This window comes from Streptomyces mutabilis (genome assembly GCF_014649815.1).
Lineage (GTDB): Bacteria > Actinomycetota > Actinomycetes > Streptomycetales > Streptomycetaceae > Streptomyces > Streptomyces mutabilis.
Genome location: NZ_BMTT01000001.1, coordinates 60,890 through 76,233 on the forward strand (window position 1 = coordinate 60,890; position 15,344 = coordinate 76,233).

The 15,344-nt window shown below is 72.0% G+C and carries 14 protein-coding genes and 1 pseudogene; 7 read left to right on the forward strand and 8 right to left on the reverse strand.

All coding sequences use genetic code 11. The features are described from left to right. Positions 1-2,994, reverse strand: coding sequence for a bifunctional [glutamine synthetase] adenylyltransferase/[glutamine synthetase]-adenylyl-L-tyrosine phosphorylase (locus tag IE142_RS00265; protein ID WP_191883823.1), 2,994 nt, complete (start codon positions 2,992-2,994; stop codon positions 1-3). A 124-nt stretch (positions 2,995-3,118) separates the two neighbouring features. On the opposite strand from IE142_RS00265, the gene IE142_RS00270 reads away from it, so the two are divergent. The 3 genes from IE142_RS00270 to IE142_RS00280 all read left to right on the forward strand — a co-directional run bounded on the left by IE142_RS00270 (position 3,119) and on the right by IE142_RS00280 (position 4,150). Then, positions 3,119-3,382: a type II toxin-antitoxin system Phd/YefM family antitoxin gene (locus IE142_RS00270; protein WP_043373664.1), complete on the forward strand. Its 264-nt coding sequence runs from the start codon at positions 3,119-3,121 to the stop codon at positions 3,380-3,382. Next, entirely contained in the window at positions 3,379-3,633 is a 255-nt protein-coding gene (locus IE142_RS00275; RefSeq protein WP_043373662.1) for a Txe/YoeB family addiction module toxin, read from the forward strand. Before IE142_RS00270 ends, IE142_RS00275 begins: the two co-directional genes overlap by 4 nt. Positions 3,634-3,703: 70 nt before the next feature. Further along, positions 3,704-4,150, forward strand: a complete 447-nt coding sequence (locus IE142_RS00280; RefSeq protein ID WP_107479872.1) for a VOC family protein — start codon at positions 3,704-3,706, stop codon at positions 4,148-4,150. 15 nt (positions 4,151-4,165) lie between these two features. Here IE142_RS00280 and IE142_RS00285 read toward each other — a convergent pair whose 3' ends face one another. From IE142_RS00285 to IE142_RS00295, 3 genes are all read right to left on the reverse strand, one after another. Next, entirely contained in the window at positions 4,166-5,929 is a 1,764-nt protein-coding gene (locus IE142_RS00285) for an NAD+ synthase (RefSeq protein ID WP_191883824.1), read from the reverse strand. A 90-nt stretch (positions 5,930-6,019) separates the two neighbouring features. Beyond that, the gene (locus IE142_RS00290; RefSeq protein ID WP_191883825.1) at positions 6,020-6,646 is read right to left on the reverse strand and encodes a DUF305 domain-containing protein; all 627 of its coding nucleotides are present in this window, start codon (positions 6,644-6,646) and stop codon (positions 6,020-6,022) included. Continuing rightward, entirely contained in the window at positions 6,643-7,311 is a 669-nt protein-coding gene (locus IE142_RS00295) for a thioredoxin-like domain-containing protein (RefSeq protein WP_191883826.1), read from the reverse strand. Before IE142_RS00295 ends, IE142_RS00290 begins: the two co-directional genes overlap by 4 nt. Before the next feature lie 276 nt (positions 7,312-7,587). Here IE142_RS00295 and glnA2 point away from each other — a divergent pair, with 276 nt between their 5' ends. From glnA2 to IE142_RS00305, 4 genes and pseudogenes are all read left to right on the forward strand, one after another. After that, the gene (gene glnA2 / locus IE142_RS00300; RefSeq protein ID WP_043377176.1) at positions 7,588-8,949 is read left to right on the forward strand and encodes a gamma-glutamylpolyamine synthetase GlnA2; all 1,362 of its coding nucleotides are present in this window, start codon (positions 7,588-7,590) and stop codon (positions 8,947-8,949) included. Between the two features lie 457 nt (positions 8,950-9,406). Then, on the forward strand, positions 9,407-9,700 hold the full coding sequence (locus IE142_RS37605; protein ID WP_368857223.1) for a WGxxGxxG family protein: 294 nt from the start codon (positions 9,407-9,409) through the stop codon (positions 9,698-9,700). A 1,220-nt stretch (positions 9,701-10,920) separates the two neighbouring features. Next, positions 10,921-11,004, forward strand: a pseudogene (locus IE142_RS38685) (glutamine synthetase); the annotation flags it as partial. A gap of 471 nt (positions 11,005-11,475) precedes the next feature. Beyond that, positions 11,476-11,709 (forward strand): hypothetical protein, encoded by a 234-nt coding sequence (locus IE142_RS00305; RefSeq protein ID WP_043373649.1) that lies wholly within the window; start codon positions 11,476-11,478, stop codon positions 11,707-11,709. 341 nt (positions 11,710-12,050) lie between these two features. Here IE142_RS00305 and IE142_RS00310 read toward each other — a convergent pair whose 3' ends face one another. The 4 genes from IE142_RS00310 to IE142_RS00325 all read right to left on the reverse strand — a co-directional run bounded on the left by IE142_RS00310 (position 12,051) and on the right by IE142_RS00325 (position 15,195). Next, complete coding sequence (locus tag IE142_RS00310) at positions 12,051-12,755, reverse strand: DUF3618 domain-containing protein (RefSeq protein WP_191883827.1); 705 nt, start codon at positions 12,753-12,755, stop codon at positions 12,051-12,053. Beyond that, on the reverse strand, positions 12,731-13,162 hold the full coding sequence (locus IE142_RS00315) for a phage holin family protein (RefSeq protein WP_191883828.1): 432 nt from the start codon (positions 13,160-13,162) through the stop codon (positions 12,731-12,733). Before IE142_RS00315 ends, IE142_RS00310 begins: the two co-directional genes overlap by 25 nt. 1 nt (position 13,163) lies before the next feature. After that, positions 13,164-13,841: a hypothetical protein gene (locus IE142_RS00320; protein ID WP_191883829.1), complete on the reverse strand. Its 678-nt coding sequence runs from the start codon at positions 13,839-13,841 to the stop codon at positions 13,164-13,166. 478 nt (positions 13,842-14,319) lie between these two features. Beyond that, positions 14,320-15,195: an alpha/beta fold hydrolase gene (locus IE142_RS00325; RefSeq protein ID WP_191883830.1), complete on the reverse strand. Its 876-nt coding sequence runs from the start codon at positions 15,193-15,195 to the stop codon at positions 14,320-14,322. Between the last annotated feature and the right edge of the window lie 149 nt (positions 15,196-15,344).

The following is a 15,344-nucleotide window of genomic DNA, read 5'->3' on the forward strand; positions in this document are numbered from 1 at the left end:
CTACGCGTAGAACAGCTCCTCCACCACCGCCCGCGCCCTGCGCGCCGTACGCCGGTACTCGTCCAGCATGTCCCCGGCGTGCCCCGGGCCGTGCCCCAGGTACCGTCCCACCGCCGCCAGCTCCCGGGGATCGGTCGGGAAGGTGTCCCCCGCCCTCCCCCTGACCAGCATCACCGCGTTGCGCACCCGCGTCGCCAGCACCCATGCCTCGTCGAGCGTCTCGGCGTGCTCCTCGGAGACGAGGCCGGCCCGGCACGCGGCCGCCAGTGCCGCCCGGGTCCGCGTGGTCCGCAGCCCCGCCTCCGCTTGCCCGTGCCGCAGCTGCATCAACTGCACCGTCCACTCGACGTCGGACAGCCCGCCCGGCCCCAGCTTGGCGTGCAGCTTGGGATCGGCGCCGCGCGGCAGCCGCTCCGACTCCATCCGGGCCTTGAGCCGCCGGATCTCACGCGCCGCGTCGTCGTCGAGCCCGCCCGCCGGGTAACGCAGCGGGTCGACCAGCTCGGTGAACCGCCGTCCCAGATCCGTGTCGCCGGCCACGAACTCCGCCCGCAGCAGCGCGTGCCGCTCCCACACCAGCGACCAGCGCCGGTAGTACGCCTCGTACGACTTGAGCGTGCGCACCAGCGGCCCGGACTTGCCCTCGGGCCGCAGGTCGGCGTCGATCAGCAGCGGCGGGTCGGCGCTGGGCACCTGGAGCAGGCGGCGCATCTCGGCGACGACCTTGTTCGCGGCGTCCGCCGCCTCCCGCTCGTCGACCCCGTCCCGCGGTTCGTGCACGAAGAGCACGTCCGCGTCCGAGCCGTAGCCCAGTTCGTGGCCGCCGAAGCGGCCCATGCCGATGATCGCGAACCGGGTCGGCAGGGTGTCGCCCCAGCCCTCGCGCACGACCGCTCGGAGCGTGCCCGCCAGGGTCGCCGCCGTCAGGTCGGACACGGCCGCGCCGACCCGGTCCACCAGGGCGCCCTGGTCGGCCTCGACGGGCTGCGCCTCGGTGCCGTAGGAGCCGACGATGTCCGCGGCGGCCGTTCGGAACAGCTCCCGGCGGCGTACTCCGCGCACGGCCGTGACCGCCTGGACGGCACCGTCGGCGCGGCGGACCGCGGCGAGCGTCTCCTGCTCCAGCTGCAGCCGCCCCCGTGGCGCCAGTCCCCCGGCGTTGCCGTCGCCGAGCAGCGCGACGGCCTCGGGGGCCCGCATCAGCAGGTCGGGGGCGAGCCGTCCGGCGGAGAGCACGCGGGCGAGGTTCTCGGCCGCCGCGCCCTCGTCCCGCAGCAGCCGGAGGTACCAGGGCGTCTTGCCGAGCGCGTCGGAGACCTTGCGGAAGTTGAGCAGTCCGGTGTCCGGGTCGGCGGAGTCGGCGAACCAGCCGAGCAGCACGGGCAACAGGGTGCGCTGGATGGCCGCCTTGCGGGTGACGCCGGACGCCAGCGCCTCCAGGTGCCGGAGCGCGGCGGCGGGATCGGCGTAGCCGAGGGCGACCATCCGTTCGCGGGCCGCCTCCGCGCTGAGCCGGGCCTCCCCCGGCGCCAGCTGGGCGACGGCGTCGAGCAGCGGCCGGTAGAAGAGCTTCTCGTGCAGCCGCCGTACGACGGAGGCGTGCCGCTTCCAGGCGCGCAGCAGCCCGGTCACCGGGTCGGTGCGCAGGCCGAGGGAGCGGCCGAGGCGGCGCAGGTCGGCCTCGTCCTCGGGCACGAGGTGGGTGCGGCGCAGCCGGTGGAGCTGGATGCGGTGCTCCATGGAGCGCAGGAAGCGGTACGCCTCGTCGAGCTGGGCGGCGTCCGCCCGGCCGACGTAGCCGCCCGCGGCCAGGGCGTCCAGCGCGTCCAGTGTCGTGCCGCTGTGCAGAGAGGTGTCGGCGCGGCCGTGCACGAGCTGGAGCAACTGCACGGCGAACTCGACGTCCCTGAGACCTCCCGGGCCGAGCTTGAGCTGGCGGTCGACCTCGGCGGCGGGAATGTTCTCCACCACCCGGCGGCGCATCTTCTGCACGTCCGGCACGAAGTTGTCGCGGTCGGCGGCCTGCCAGACCAGGGGCTGGAGGGCGGCGACGTACTCGGCGCCGAGGCCGGGATCGCCGGCCACCGGGCGGGCCTTGAGCAGCGCCTGGAACTCCCAGGTCTTGGCCCAGCGCTGGTAGTAGGCGACGTGACTGCTGAGGGTGCGCACCAGTGGGCCGTTGCGGCCCTCGGGGCGGAGGTTGGCGTCGACGGGCCAGATGGAGCCCTCGACGGTGGTCTCGGAGCAGATCCGCATCATGTGCGAGGCGAGCGCGGTCGCGGCCCGCAGCGCCTTGGGCTCGTCCGCGCCCTCCGCGGCCTCGCCGACGAAGATGACGTCGACGTCGGAGACGTAGTTCAGCTCGTGTCCGCCGCACTTGCCCATGGCGATCACCGCCAGCCGGCACAGCGCGGCGTCCTCGGGCGCGGCGGCCTCGGCGAGGGCGAGGGCGGCCCGCAGGGTGGCGGTGGCGAGGTCGGCCAGTTCGGCGGCGGTCTCGGCGACGTCGATGGTGCCGCACACGTCGCGGGCGGCGATGGACAGCAGACAGCGCCGGTAGGCGACGCGCAGCGAGACGGGGTCGTCGGCCTCGGCGAGGCCGCGTTCGAAGTCCTCCACACCGCGGTGCAGGTCGCGGGGTTCGTAGGTGACGAGGGCCTGCCAGTCGCCGGCGTGCCGGGCGAGGTGGTCGGCGAGCGCCTCGGAGGCGCCGAGCACCCCGAGGAGCCGGTCGCGCAGCGGCTTGGCCGCTATCAGGGTGTCCAGCAGTTCCCGCCGGGCGGTGGGGTCGGGCTGCGCCTCCAGGAGACGGACCAGTCCGTGCAGGGCGAGGTCGGGATCGGCGGTGGCGCCGAGGGCCTCCAGCAGGACCGGGTCGTCGCGGACCGGCGCCAGTTCCACGCCGTCCAGCAGCCGCTCGGCGGCCGAGGGGCCGGTGAAGCCGTGCCGCAGCAGCCGCGTGAAGGTACTGCTCCTGCGCCCCGGCGCCGTCATCTCGGCCTCCTGTCGGACCTGTGGGTTCAAGGGGGGTGGTACAGCCCTGAGCGTAACCGGGCTTCCGGTGGCCCGCTCCGGACTCGTACGATATCTTGTACAAGCCGCGAAGGGAGGCACCGGTATGTCCATCACCGCCAGCGAAGCCCGTCAGAACCTGTTCCCGCTGATAGAGCAGGTCAACGAAGACCATGCCCCGGTGCACATCACCTCCCGCAAGGGGAACGCCGTGTTGATGTCCGAGGAGGACTTCACGGCGTGGACGGAGACCGTGCACCTGCTGCGGTCACCGAGGAACGCCCGCCGTCTGCTCGACTCGATCGCGGAGGCCGAGGCCGGCGAGGCACGGCACCGCGAGCTGATCGACCCGGACGCGGAGCGGGCGTGAGGATCGCTTTCACGTCGCACGGCTGGGAGGACTACGTCCACTGGGCCGAGAGCGACCGGAAAGTGACCAGACGGATCAACAAACTGATCACCGACATCGCACGAGACCCCTTCAAGGGCATCGGCAAGCCGGAGCCGCTGAAGGGTGACCTGTCGGGCTACTGGTCACGCCGCATCGACGACACACACCGTCTGGTGTACAAACCGGGCGACGATGTCCTGGTCATCGTCCAGGCCCGGTACCACTACTGACGCCTGCTGACACGCGCCGCCACCTGCTGACAGACACCGTCATCGACAAGGAAGTCGAAGGAGTCACGTCATGGACTTCACCCTCGAAGTGATCCCGCTGCCCGTGAGCGACATCGACCGTTCACGGGACTTCTACCGGGACAAGGTCGGCTTCCACGTCGACATCGACCAGGAGGTCATGCCGGGGATGCGCATCGTCCAGCTCACGCCCCCGGGCTCGGGCTGCTCGATCGCCCTCGGCGACGCGATCTGGGACATGGCCCAGGGGCAGACCAAGCCGGAACCAGGTTCGTACCAGGGCCTCCAGCTCTGCGTCACCGACATCAAGGCGGCCCACGCGGAGCTGGTCGGGCGCGGCCTGGAGGTCTCCGAGCCGGTGCAGTACGCACCGGACGACGGCGCCACGTTCATGTACTTCAAGGACCCCGACGGCAACGGCTGGGCGGTCCAGGAGTACCGCCGCCGGGAGACGGAGCCGCTGCACAAGGTGCTGGCGGACCTGAAGCGCCAGGGTTAGCCGGCGGCGTGCCGGTCACACCCGCTCCCGCCAGCGGTTGGTGACCGGCAGCCTGCGGTCCTTGCCGAAGCCCTTCGGGGAGATCTTGGTGCCCGGCGGGTACTGGCGCCGCTTGTACTCGGCGGTGTCGACCATGCGCAGGGTCTTCGTCACCAGCTCGCGGTTGTAGCCGGCAGCGACTATCTCGTCCGCGCCCCGGTCCCGGTCGACGTACAGCTCGAGCATCGCGTCCAGCACCGGGTAGTCCGGCAGTGAGTCCATGTCGACCTGGCCCGGGCGCAGTTCGGCGCTCGGCGGCTTGGTGATCGAGTTCTCGGGGATCGGCGGGGCCTGGCCGCGGGCCGCGGCGGCGCGGTTGCGCCATTCGGCGAGGCGGAAGACGGACGTCTTGTACACGTCCTTGATGGGGCCGTACTCGCCCACCGAGTCGCCGTACAGCGTCGAGTACCCGACCGCCAGCTCCGACTTGTTGCCGGGGGCGAGGACCAGGTGACCCTCCTGGTTGGAGATCGCCATCAGCAGCGTGCCGCGCAGCCGCGACTGGAGGTTCTCCTCGGCCAGTCCGGTGAGCTCCAGCGCCCCCGTGTACGCGTCGAACATCGGCTCGATCGGCACGGTGCGGTAGTCGAGCCCGGTGCGCCGGGCCAGCTCCGCCGCATCGTCCTTGGAGTGCTCGGAGGAGTACTTCGACGGCATGGAGACGCCGTACACGTTCTCCGCGCCGACCGCGTCGCAGGCGATGGCAGCGACGAGGGCGGAGTCGATGCCGCCGGAGAGGCCGACGAGCACCGAGCGGAAGCCGTTCTTCGCGACGTAGGCGCGCAGGCCGACGACGAGGGCCGAGTAGACCTCCTCGTCGTCGTCCGGCCGCTCCGCGTGCCCGCCGGACAGCCACGGCTCACCGGCGGCGGTCGCGGGCGCCGGCTCCTCGGACAGCACGACCCGGTCGATGCGCAGCCCGTCGTCCACCACGCCCGTGGGCGCGTCCGCGTCGGCGGCGGGCAGGTCGAGGTCCAGCACCATGCACCCCTCGGTGAACTGCGGCGCCCGGGCCAGCACCTCCCCGTCCCGGTCGACGACGATCGAGTCCCCGTCGAAGACCAGCTCGTCCTGCCCGCCGGTCATCGCGAGGTAGGCGGTGGTGCAGCCGGCCTCCTGGGCGCGCTTGCGGACCAGCTCCAGCCGGGTGTCGCCCTTGTCGCGCTCGTACGGCGAGGCGTTGACGGAGAGCAGCAGTCCGGCCCGCGCCGAACGCGCCGCCGGCACCCGGCCGCCGTCCCGCCACAGGTCCTCGCAGATGGCCAGCGCCACGTCGACGCCGCGCACCCGCACCACCGGCATGGTGTCGCCGGGCACGAAGTGGCGGAACTCGTCGAAGACGCCGTAGTTCGGCAGGTGGTGCTTGGCGAAGGTCAGGGCCACCTCGCCGCCGTGCAGCACGGCCGCCGCGTTCTGCGGGGCGCCGGCCGGCCGGCCGTACTTCGGCCGGGCGGTCGCGGAGCGGTCGAGGTGTCCGACGACCACCGGCAGCCCGCCGAAGCCCTCGTCGGCGAGGCGCGCGGCGAGGGAGCGCAGGACGGCGCGGGAGGCCTCCACGAAGGACGGCCTGAGGGCCAGGTCCTCGACGGGGTACCCGGTCAGCACCATCTCCGGGAACGCCACCAGGTGCGCTCCCTGCCCGGCGGAGTGCCGGGTCCAGCGGAGCACCGACTCGGCGTTCGCGTCGATGTCGCCGACGGTGGAGTCGATCTGGTTCAGGGCGAGGCGTAGGCGGGGCACGCAGCCAGTGTAATCGTCAGAACGACACTATGGGGTGACGTACCGGTTTCCGCCCGATGTCCGCGGCCTCACCCCAAGCACCTCGTGACCTCACGACCGTGGCTTCGCACCCCGCTCGCTCAGCAGGTCCGCCATCAGCCGGATCTCCGACTCCTGCGACTCCACCATCCCCTGGGCCAGCCGTTTCTCCACTCCGACGGTGCACTTCTCGGCGCACCCCTCGGCCATGTGGACGCCGCCCTGGTGATGCTCGGTCATGAGCTGGAGGTAGTAGACCTCGGCCGGCCGGCCGCTGAGGGTGCCCAGCTTCTCCATCTCGGCGTCGGTGGCCATGCCCGGCATCAACGAGCCCTCCCCGGCCGAGGGCATGCCGCCCATCCCCATCCAGGTCATCGGCGGGTCGGACGAGACCTTCGGCAGCCCCCAGAGGTCGAGCCAGCCGATCATCATGCCCCGCTGGTTGGCCTGGGTCTGCGCGATGTCGTACGCGAGCCGCCGCACCTCCTCGTCATCGGTGCGGTCGCGCACGATGTACGACATCTCCACGGCCTGCTGGTGGTGCACGGCCATGTCCCGCGCGAACCCGGCGTCCGCGGAGTCGGCCGACGGGACCCGGCCCGCGCCGTCGTCGCCGGCGACCGCGTAGGTGATGCCGCCGGCCGCGACGAGGGCCGCCGCGGCGGCCCCCGCGATCCAGCCGGCCCGCCTCGGGGTCACTGCGACAGCCCGTTGGTGCACGCGGCCCCCGGCTCCGGGGTCTGCTCGCCCTGGACGAACCTCTCGAAGAACTCGTCGACGTTCGGGTCGTCGGCGCCCGTCACGGTGCGCTGGTGGCCCCAGGCGGTCAACATGATCGGGTCCTGCTGCTCGTCGTTGGGGCTCATCAGCGAGTACGGCGTCTTCTTCACCTTCTCCGCCAGCTCCTCCACGTCGGCCTTCGGGGCCTTGTCGGTGTACGTCACCCACACGGCGCCGTGCTCCAGCGAGTGCACCGCGTTCTCGTTGTTCAGCGGCTTGGTGTAGACGTCGCCGTCGCAGTTCATCCAGACCTGGTTGTGGTCGCCGCCGACGGGGGGCTCCGCGGGGTAGGACACCTTCTTGGTGACGTGGTTGCGGCCCAGGTTCCCCTCCCAGGTGCGCACCCCGTCCTCGCCGGTGACGAACTTGCCGGAGGTCTTGCCGTCGGAGGCGGTGCCGGAGGACGAGTCGTCGGACTGCGACCGGACGAGGAAGACCCCGCCGACCACGAGACCTGCGACGACCACGGCACTGACCGCGATCGTGAGGACCCGGTTCCGGCGCTCGCGGGCCTCCTCGGCGCGTCGCATCTCGGCTATGCGGGCCTGTCGCGCCTGGTTGCTGCTCTTCTTGGCGGAACCCATGGGGTGTGCCCTTCTGGGAACAGGGTGACGGTGGAGTCCGCTGATCGTAAGGGCGGAGGAGGGCTGAATCGTAGGGAGATCACAGGATCCGTCGCCGTGGAAGCCCAGGAATGGCCCGATCGAACAGGTGGCCTCTACGCTGCGGGGAGGGCCGGTGGGCCGATCGAGGTCCGCAACGCGTACGAAACCGTGCTGTGGTGTGATGCTCGGGTGCGGGGCCGCCTCCCGCCGTACCGGAGACAGGCGGCCTGACCAGCGAGGATGGGGAAGCGGAAGATGGACAAGCAGCAGGAGTTCGTGATCCGGACGCTGGAGGAGCGCGACATCCGGTTCGTACGCCTGTGGTTCACGGACGTACTGGGCTTCCTCAAGTCCGTCGCCGTGGCCCCGGCCGAGCTGGAGCAGGCCTTCGACGAGGGCATCGGCTTCGACGGCTCCGCGATCGAGGGCTTCGCCCGGGTCTACGAGTCCGACATGATCGCCAAGCCGGACCCCTCCACCTTCCAGGTCCTGCCCTGGCGCGCGGAGGCCCCCGGCACGGCCCGCATGTTCTGCGACATCCTGATGCCGGACGGCTCCCCGTCCTTCGCCGACCCGCGCTACGTCCTCAAGCGCGCCCTGGCCCGGACCTCCGACCTGGGCTTCACCTTCTACACCCACCCGGAAATCGAGTTCTTCCTGCTGAAGGACAAGCCGGTCGACGGCACGGTGCCGACCCCCGCCGACAACTCGGGCTACTTCGACCACACCCCGCAGAACATCGGCATGGACTTCCGCCGCCAGGCGATCACCATGCTGGAGTCGATGGGCATCTCGGTGGAGTTCTCCCACCACGAGGGCGCCCCCGGCCAGCAGGAGATCGACCTGCGCTACGCGGACGCGCTCTCCACGGCCGACAACATCATGACGTTCCGCCTGGTCATGAAGCAGGTCGCGCTGGAGCAGGGCTTGCAGGCCACCTTCATGCCGAAGCCGTTCTCGGAGTTCCCCGGCTCGGGCATGCACTCGCACCTGTCGTTGTTCGAGGGTGACCGCAACGCGTTCTACGAATCGGGCGCCGAGTACCAGCTCTCCAAGGTCGGCCGCTCCTTCATCGCGGGCCTGCTGCGGCACGCGGCGGAGATCTCGGCGGTCACCAACCAGTGGGTGAACTCCTACAAGCGCATCTGGGGCGGCACCGAGCGCACGGCCGGCGCCGGCGGCGAGGCCCCCTCCTACATCTGCTGGGGCCACAACAACCGCTCGGCCCTGGTCCGCGTCCCCATGTACAAGCCCGGCAAGACCGGCTCGGCCCGCGTCGAGGTCCGCTCCATCGACTCCGGCGCCAACCCGTACCTGACCTACGCCGTCCTGCTCGCCGCCGGTCTCAAGGGCATCGAGGAGGGCTACGAACTCCCGCCGGGCGCCGAGGACGACGTCTGGGCCCTGTCCGACTCGGAGCGCCGCGCGCTGGGCATCGAGCCCCTTCCCCAGAATCTCGGCGAGGCGCTGGCCCTGATGGAGCGCAGCGACCTGGTCGCCGAGACCCTCGGCGAGCACGTCTTCGACTTCTTCCTGCGCAACAAGCGGCAGGAGTGGGAGGAGTACCGGTCCCAGGTGACGGCGTTCGAGCTGCGGAAGTCGCTGCCGGTGCTGTAGGGGCAGGTCAGAAGTAGCTTTCCGCTGATTCAGCGGTTGGGGCCGACGGTCGTGGACCGTCGGCCCCATGGTGTGTCGGCCGACACCGGGATGGACGGGGCGCCGTCGCCCACTGCGGGCACGTTGGGGTGCGCGTGGTGTGCTCCCATCCACTGCCGCCGACCCAGAGCCGACAGACGCGGCGGTCCACGGCGTGTGGGCCGACGGCGGCCGGGATGGGAGCAGGGTGAGTGGGGGCTGGGGTGCTTCACGCCCGGGGGAGCTGAGACCGGAGGGACCGAGGGGTCACCCGTTCGGCTCAACGGTCCGGCTGGTCGTGTGGCCCGAGAACGGCCCGAGAAGATGGGCTCGACCACGCTTCAGGCGGCGCTCCTGTGCCCGCTGGTGTTGCACGACACTCCGGCGTCACCCGATATGGGTAGCAAGACCCCGTTCACGGGTCACACAAGGAGGAACTATGCGTCGCACGACAGTCGGTGCTCTTCTGACCGCCGCTCTCCTCGCGGGACCGGCTGCGGTCACCGCGGAAGCGCACGCGCCGGTTGGGGCTCAGGCAACCTCAGTCCAAGTCGCTCAGAGCCAGGCGCAGGAGGACGACAACAACAAGGACGACGACGGAGGATGGGGGCTCTGGGGCCTCACTGGTCTTCTGGGTCTGCTCGGTCTCATCCCTCGTCGGCGCAAGACGCACGACACGGGAACCCACCGCGGCACGGGGACTGGCGGCGCCTACCCCAATGACCGTCCTTGAGCCGGGCGCCAGGCAGGACGGCCCTCGGGCCGGTGACGCAGCGCTCGCGGACGAACGCGGACGTGGGCGAGGCGGTGTCCTGCATGGTGGTGACCGCTTCGCGGCTGGACGACGGTCCCGTGATCCCGTCCCGCGATTCCCAGGCGGGCTAGGCCGTCGAGGGCCCAGTTGATGATGCCGGGCACTTCGGCGGCGAGCCGGCCGGTGAGGTTGGGGTCTCCCGGCCCGGCCACGACACGGTCATCTGTCGAGGACGGTGAATCGGGGGGCGATGATGGTCTTGCCGGAGCGGGAGGACCGACCATGAGACGGATCTCCCGCTGGTCCGGTGTGGCCGGACAGGTCGTAGCCGCACCACTCCTGCAGGGCGGCGACGGGCCTCGGGGTTGTCCGGCCGGACCCGCGCCAGGAGCCGTCCCCAGGTGGGCGCGGTGGCGTCCGGGTCGTAGGGGAACACGGGACGGAGACGTCGGAGCCCAGGCGGGGGCGTCCACCTCGGTGGGCAGCGGCACGACGGCTACGAGGGCGTCGAACAGATCGCTGATCTTCTGCCGACGCAGCGATGTGCGGGCCCATGCGATGGCATTCGCGTCGTCGGGGTCGACCACGGTCAGGTCGGCGCCGCCAGGGTGACAGCCGACGCACACGGCTTGCCACCACGCGGCAGCCCACGGGGGGCGAGACGGGCGGGCGGGCTCGGTGGTGACGGCGCCCACGCGTGACACGCCGCTTGCTCGTCGTCCAGGGTGATCGGTCCGAGACGGCTGCCTTGCGGTGCCGGCACTCGCGGCCGACGGACTGGCCGTGCAGGGGCGCGCGGGCGCGGGCGGCGGTCCAGCCGATCTCGCTGATGATGCCGAGGGCGAGCGCGTACGCCTGGTCCGGCGCCCCGGCTCGGGCCGGTGGTCGGCGGTGACGTAGGGGCGGGCGCGCCGGCCGTCGCGGCTGGGGTACTGGCGCGCCGGGCCGGCGTCGAAGGCGGCGGACAGGGCGGCGGTGACGCGGTCGGCGTCGGCCGGGTCGGTCGGTTGAGACGCGGATTCGAACACGTGGGTCCTGCTGCCGGGGCGCCAGCGGTCAGGTGATGAGGCAGCTCCTTCGTGACGACAGCGCCGGATGCTGCGCCCGCTGGCGGTGCCGGCTCACGCGCTTGCCGTGGCCGGGCTTGCGCGGCAATGCGCCGGCGGCGGTCGCACGAGGCTGCTCCGGCCCGACGCCTCTTCCTGCACAACGAGCGGCAGGAAGTGGAGGAGTACCGGTCGCACGTGACGGCGTTCGAGCTGCGGAAGTCGCTGCCGGTGTTAGTGCGCGGTTCGGCGGGCGCGTCCCGCTGCGGTGACGGAGGGGGCCGGCGGTCGAGGACAGCCGGCCCGCGCTGATGTGTCACTCCTGATGTGTCACTCTCCCCGAGCCGGGATTCGGCCCGGGGCCGCCGCCAAAACTCCCTCGAACCTGCACACCGTTCATCGCACGGTCGCACGGGAGGGCGATGGCGGAGCCGGACCGGGCCGACGGTGTGCGTCGCGCCCCCGGGGACCCTCATAACCGGCAGGTAACGTGAAGATGCGGGCCCTTTCCCTGACCGCATTCGCACACTGATGAACGCGGCGGCGCTGAGAGTGAGCCGTCAACGGCGCGCGGATGGTCGGCCGTTCACCACCGTGCTTTGATCAGTGCGCGGCACGCCGGTGACCGGCTCCGGATCCCCCACCCGGAGCGCGGGTGTGCGTGCCTCACCGCTCCCATTGTCTTTGGCACGAAAGGAAAGACCTGCCATGAACTTCGTCCCCCAGGTCGAGACGGCTGAGATCTCCGACGCGGACCTGGACCAGGTGTCCGGCGGCAACATCGGCGTCGACGCCGGCGCGGCCGTCATGACGGCCGGCGGCAACTTCGGCGCCGGCCTCTACGCGGAGGTCGGCCCGCTCTCCGTCGGCACCGGCCTGGGCGCCGAGGCTGCCCTCGGCGGTGCCACGGCGCAGGGCCAGGCGCACACGACCATGGCCTGAGTCGCACGGCCGACGTGCGCTGACTGCAGGAGGACGGGGTTCCGAACCGGCTCGGTTCGGGACCCCGTCCTCCTGTCCGTGCGCCGGTCACCACCCGCGACGGGTGAGCGTCCGGCGGTGTGGGTACCCGGGGCCCATGTTCTTCTTCTTCAGCAACCGGATCGGATGCATCGGCTCGCTGATCCTCAGCGCCGTGGCGACCGTCGTCCTGATCCTCCTCCTCAGCCGCTGACCACCGCGTCGGCCCCACGAGCCGCAAAGGCGGCGCCGGACGTGCGGACCCCCGCCCTCGGCCCGCAGCAGCCGAAGGGCGGGGGTTCTTCCTCGGTGGGCAGGGGTTCTCAGCCGGGCCCGGCACGGTGCCGGGCCTCGTCCGCGAGCTGCCGGCCGGAGTCCCGGGCCTGCTCGGTCACCTTGCCGCCCTGCCCGCGTGCCTCCTCCTGGGTGGTGCGGGCGGCCTGAGTCGCGGTGTCCTTCATGTCCGCGGCCGCCTCCTGGGTCACTTCCTTCGCGCCTTCCTTCAGGTGCTGCGCGGACTCGGCGGCGGCCTGCTTCACCGGTTCCATGGCCTCGCTCTGCATCAGCTCGGAGGCCTTCCGCCGCTCGATGCGGGAAGTGGGCAGCAGCGACGAGGCCAGCACCCCGACCCCGAAAGCGACCACGCCGGCCGCCAGGGGGTTGCCCTGGGTCTGGCTGCGGGCCATGTCGGGCGTCTGCTGCACGGCGTGTCCCGCCTGCTCGGCCACGTCGCGCGCGGTACCGGCGGCCTGTCCCGCCGCGTCCCGGGCCGAATCGACCGCCCGCCCGGTTCCCTCCTGCAGCGAACCGGCCGCCGACTGCGTGGTGTCCCGTACGCCGTGTGCCGCGTACGAGGCCGTGCCCATGACACGCTCGCGCATGCCGGACACCGCGCCGCGCATCCGTGCGCTGCGGCGCCGGGCCACGCGCCGGGGACTGGTCCGGTCGGCGAGCCGGTCCACGTCCGTGGCCAGCCGGCCGCGGGTGGCCTCGATCTCGGCCCTCATCTGGTCGGGTGACGTACCCATTCCGCGTTCTCCTTCATGGTTTCGACGGTTCGCTCCGGTTTCGGCGACACGGTCTTCATCCGCTCCCGGCCCTTCAGGTAGAGCACGGCGGCGGCGATGCCCCAGAGCACGGCGACGATGAGGGCCGCCCAACCGCCGTCGATGGCGTTGGCCAGGCCGAACATCGCGGCCAGTGAGACGAAGAGCAGGACCATGTAGCCCGCGAAACCGGCGCCGCCGAACATTCCGGCGGCCTTCCCGGCCCGGCTCGCCTCGTCCCTCACTTCCGCCTTGGCGAGCTCGACCTCCTGCCGGAAGAGGGTCTGCAGATCCGCGGTGACCGCGGACAGCAGGTGGCTCATGGACCGGTCCTGCTCCCGGGGCTCCTGGTGCGCTCCCGTGCCTCGGAGGGGAGAGATGGTCGCCATCTCACACCTCCGGATGTCCACGGCCCGGGAGCAGGTGCCCGACGGTCGGCGGCACGGACGGCGGCGCGGGGGTCTCCTCCGCGGGGATCGCCGGGGAGCCGGTCGACACGGACCGCGGTTCCGTCGGGCCACCCTCGGCCACACCGCGGTCGGTCGTCGTGGCGGGGCCGCCCGGCCCGGCCTCGTCGGCTTGGGAGGCGGCTCCCGCCGCCTTCGGCAGCCGGCCGGCGGCCAGCCCGGCCAGCAGTGCCGCGCCCAGGAAGGCGCCGGGCCGCCGCTGGGCGAATTGCCGCAGGTCACCGACGATTCCGTCGACGCCCCGCTCGTCCAGGTAGTCGGCGGCCTTGCTGCCTCGGTCCGCCGCGTGGACCACCAGGCTTCGGGCCGGAGAATCGTCCTGTGCGTGCGCGGCCAGACCCGAGAGGTCGCTCGCCCACTGACGCAGTTGGCCTGCGGCGCGCTTGGCCTGCTCCTCGGCCTCGCCCATCGCACGGCTCCGCAGGTCCTCCAGGACCGTGCCCGCCTGCTGGCGTGCCTCGCCCGCCACGGAGCGGGCCTGCTCCGCGGCCGTTCCCGCCACCTGGCTCGCGGCCTGTTTGGCCTGGTCGGCCGTGGCGGACGTCTCTGTCCTCGCCTTCTGTTTGGTGGCCCCGGTTCCGGTCTGTACGGACTCACTCATCGGCGGTGCTCCTCGTCGCATGTCCTGCGTGCGGTCCCCGTGTCCCGGATGGCCCGGCGGGTTGCCGGGACCGGGCGTCTCACGTGACCGTCCGTCTTCTTTCGGGTGGCCACTTAGTCGCTTATGACACGTTTTGGCCAGCTATTGTTCGACGAGGAGCGCGAATTCGCAGGGTGACGAATGCAGTACGTTGGGTAGCTGGCCGAGTTGTGGCCGTCCCACCGCACGCTCCCCCGGGCAGAGGGGCGGATGACAGAAGCGACCTGGAACCGCCGCCCCGTTGCTCCGCCGTGGTACATCAGCCCTCGCCGCACGGGCGGCGTCCGCGACGAGCAGCGTTGCGTACGGGCTCGACTCCCCATCTCAGAGCCTTCGGTGAGGCGCGATGAGCAGAAGTCCGCGCACCGTTCACAGGCCGAGCCCGACGAAAGGCCCGGCTCCGTCCACGAGTTGGGATCGAGGCCCGGAACCGGCTCCGTCACGCCACCGGGTGACGGCCCAGCAGCGAGGTCAGGACGGCCTCCGCGTGGGTCCACAGCAGGGCGCCGCCGATACCGGGGACGACTCGGCGGCGGGCGCCGGGGATGCGGGTGGCGAGGAAGGCGCCCCGGTCGGGTGAGTGACCGGTGTCGTGTTCGCCGTACCAGATGTCCACCGGAACGGTGATCCGGTCGAGGGCGAACGGCCACCGACCCATCGCGAGGACCGTGTCACGGGCGTACCCGGCCGCCGCGCCCTGGGCGAATCCCTCGGCCAGGGCGCGGCGGTAGGCGGCCGAGAAGTCGCGGTCCCGGTACACGGCGAGGTCGCGGTCCTGGCTGCCGTCCGTGACCAGGCTCCACATCGCGTCCGCGTCGAAGCGGGCGAAGAACTCCTCGGCACCGGACGCGTCCTGCACGGCCCGTGCGGTCAGGACGCGCAGCTCCGTCGGCAGGGCGGCGGCGAACTCGGGTGCCGCCACCTCGTCGGCGGCCGAGACCAGGGACAGCGCGGCGGCCGCACCGGCCTGCGCGCAGGCCAGGGCGAACGGGGCGCCCTGCGAATTGCCCACCACGGCGGGAACTCCCAGGCCCCGCAGGCCGCACAGCGCCCGCACGTCGGCCGCGAAGTCGGCGAAGGTCCGGCCCGGGGCGGGCGTGGACACGCCCAGTCCGGGGCGGTCCACGGAGACCAGGCGGACGCCGAGCGCCTCCACGACGCCGGCACCGAAGCCGAGCCGGCGGCTCGTGGCCGCGCCGGGGCAGAGCAGGACCGGCACGCCGTCGGGTGGGCCCCACTCGGCCCAGCCGAGCAGACGCCCGCCGGGCAGGCGAGTTGCACCGAGGCGGGCTGGGGCGGAGACCAGGGCGGTCATGCCCCGCATCCTCACACCGGGCATGCGGGCTTCGCACGCGGATTTCCACGGCCCGGCATCCCCGCGCAGCATTCGGACCGGACGAACGAGGGGTTCGACTACGACTTCTCCGAGGTGCTGAAGGACCGCGCCGAACCGAGGGCGGAAGG

What these genes read in the sequence shown, in the direction of transcription:
- IE142_RS00265 (WP_191883823.1), bottom strand. Translation starts at nt 2,994, where the DNA reads ATGACGGCGCCGGGGCGCAGGAGCAGTACCTTCACGCGGCTGCTGCGG.
- IE142_RS00295 (WP_191883826.1), bottom strand. Translation starts at nt 7,311, where the DNA reads ATGGGTTCCGCCAAGAAGAGCAGCAACCAGGCGCGACAGGCCCGCATA.
- IE142_RS00270 (WP_043373664.1), top strand. Translation starts at nt 3,119, where the DNA reads ATGTCCATCACCGCCAGCGAAGCCCGTCAGAACCTGTTCCCGCTGATA.
- glnA2 (WP_043377176.1), top strand. Translation starts at nt 7,588, where the DNA reads ATGGACAAGCAGCAGGAGTTCGTGATCCGGACGCTGGAGGAGCGCGAC.
- IE142_RS37605 (WP_368857223.1), top strand. Translation starts at nt 9,407, where the DNA reads ATGCGTCGCACGACAGTCGGTGCTCTTCTGACCGCCGCTCTCCTCGCG.
- IE142_RS00315 (WP_191883828.1), bottom strand. Translation starts at nt 13,162, where the DNA reads ATGGCGACCATCTCTCCCCTCCGAGGCACGGGAGCGCACCAGGAGCCC.
- IE142_RS00325 (WP_191883830.1), bottom strand. Translation starts at nt 15,195, where the DNA reads ATGACCGCCCTGGTCTCCGCCCCAGCCCGCCTCGGTGCAACTCGCCTG.
- IE142_RS00310 (WP_191883827.1), bottom strand. Translation starts at nt 12,755, where the DNA reads ATGGGTACGTCACCCGACCAGATGAGGGCCGAGATCGAGGCCACCCGC.
- IE142_RS00320 (WP_191883829.1), bottom strand. Translation starts at nt 13,841, where the DNA reads ATGAGTGAGTCCGTACAGACCGGAACCGGGGCCACCAAACAGAAGGCG.
- IE142_RS00280 (WP_107479872.1), top strand. Translation starts at nt 3,704, where the DNA reads ATGGACTTCACCCTCGAAGTGATCCCGCTGCCCGTGAGCGACATCGAC.
- IE142_RS00305 (WP_043373649.1), top strand. Translation starts at nt 11,476, where the DNA reads ATGAACTTCGTCCCCCAGGTCGAGACGGCTGAGATCTCCGACGCGGAC.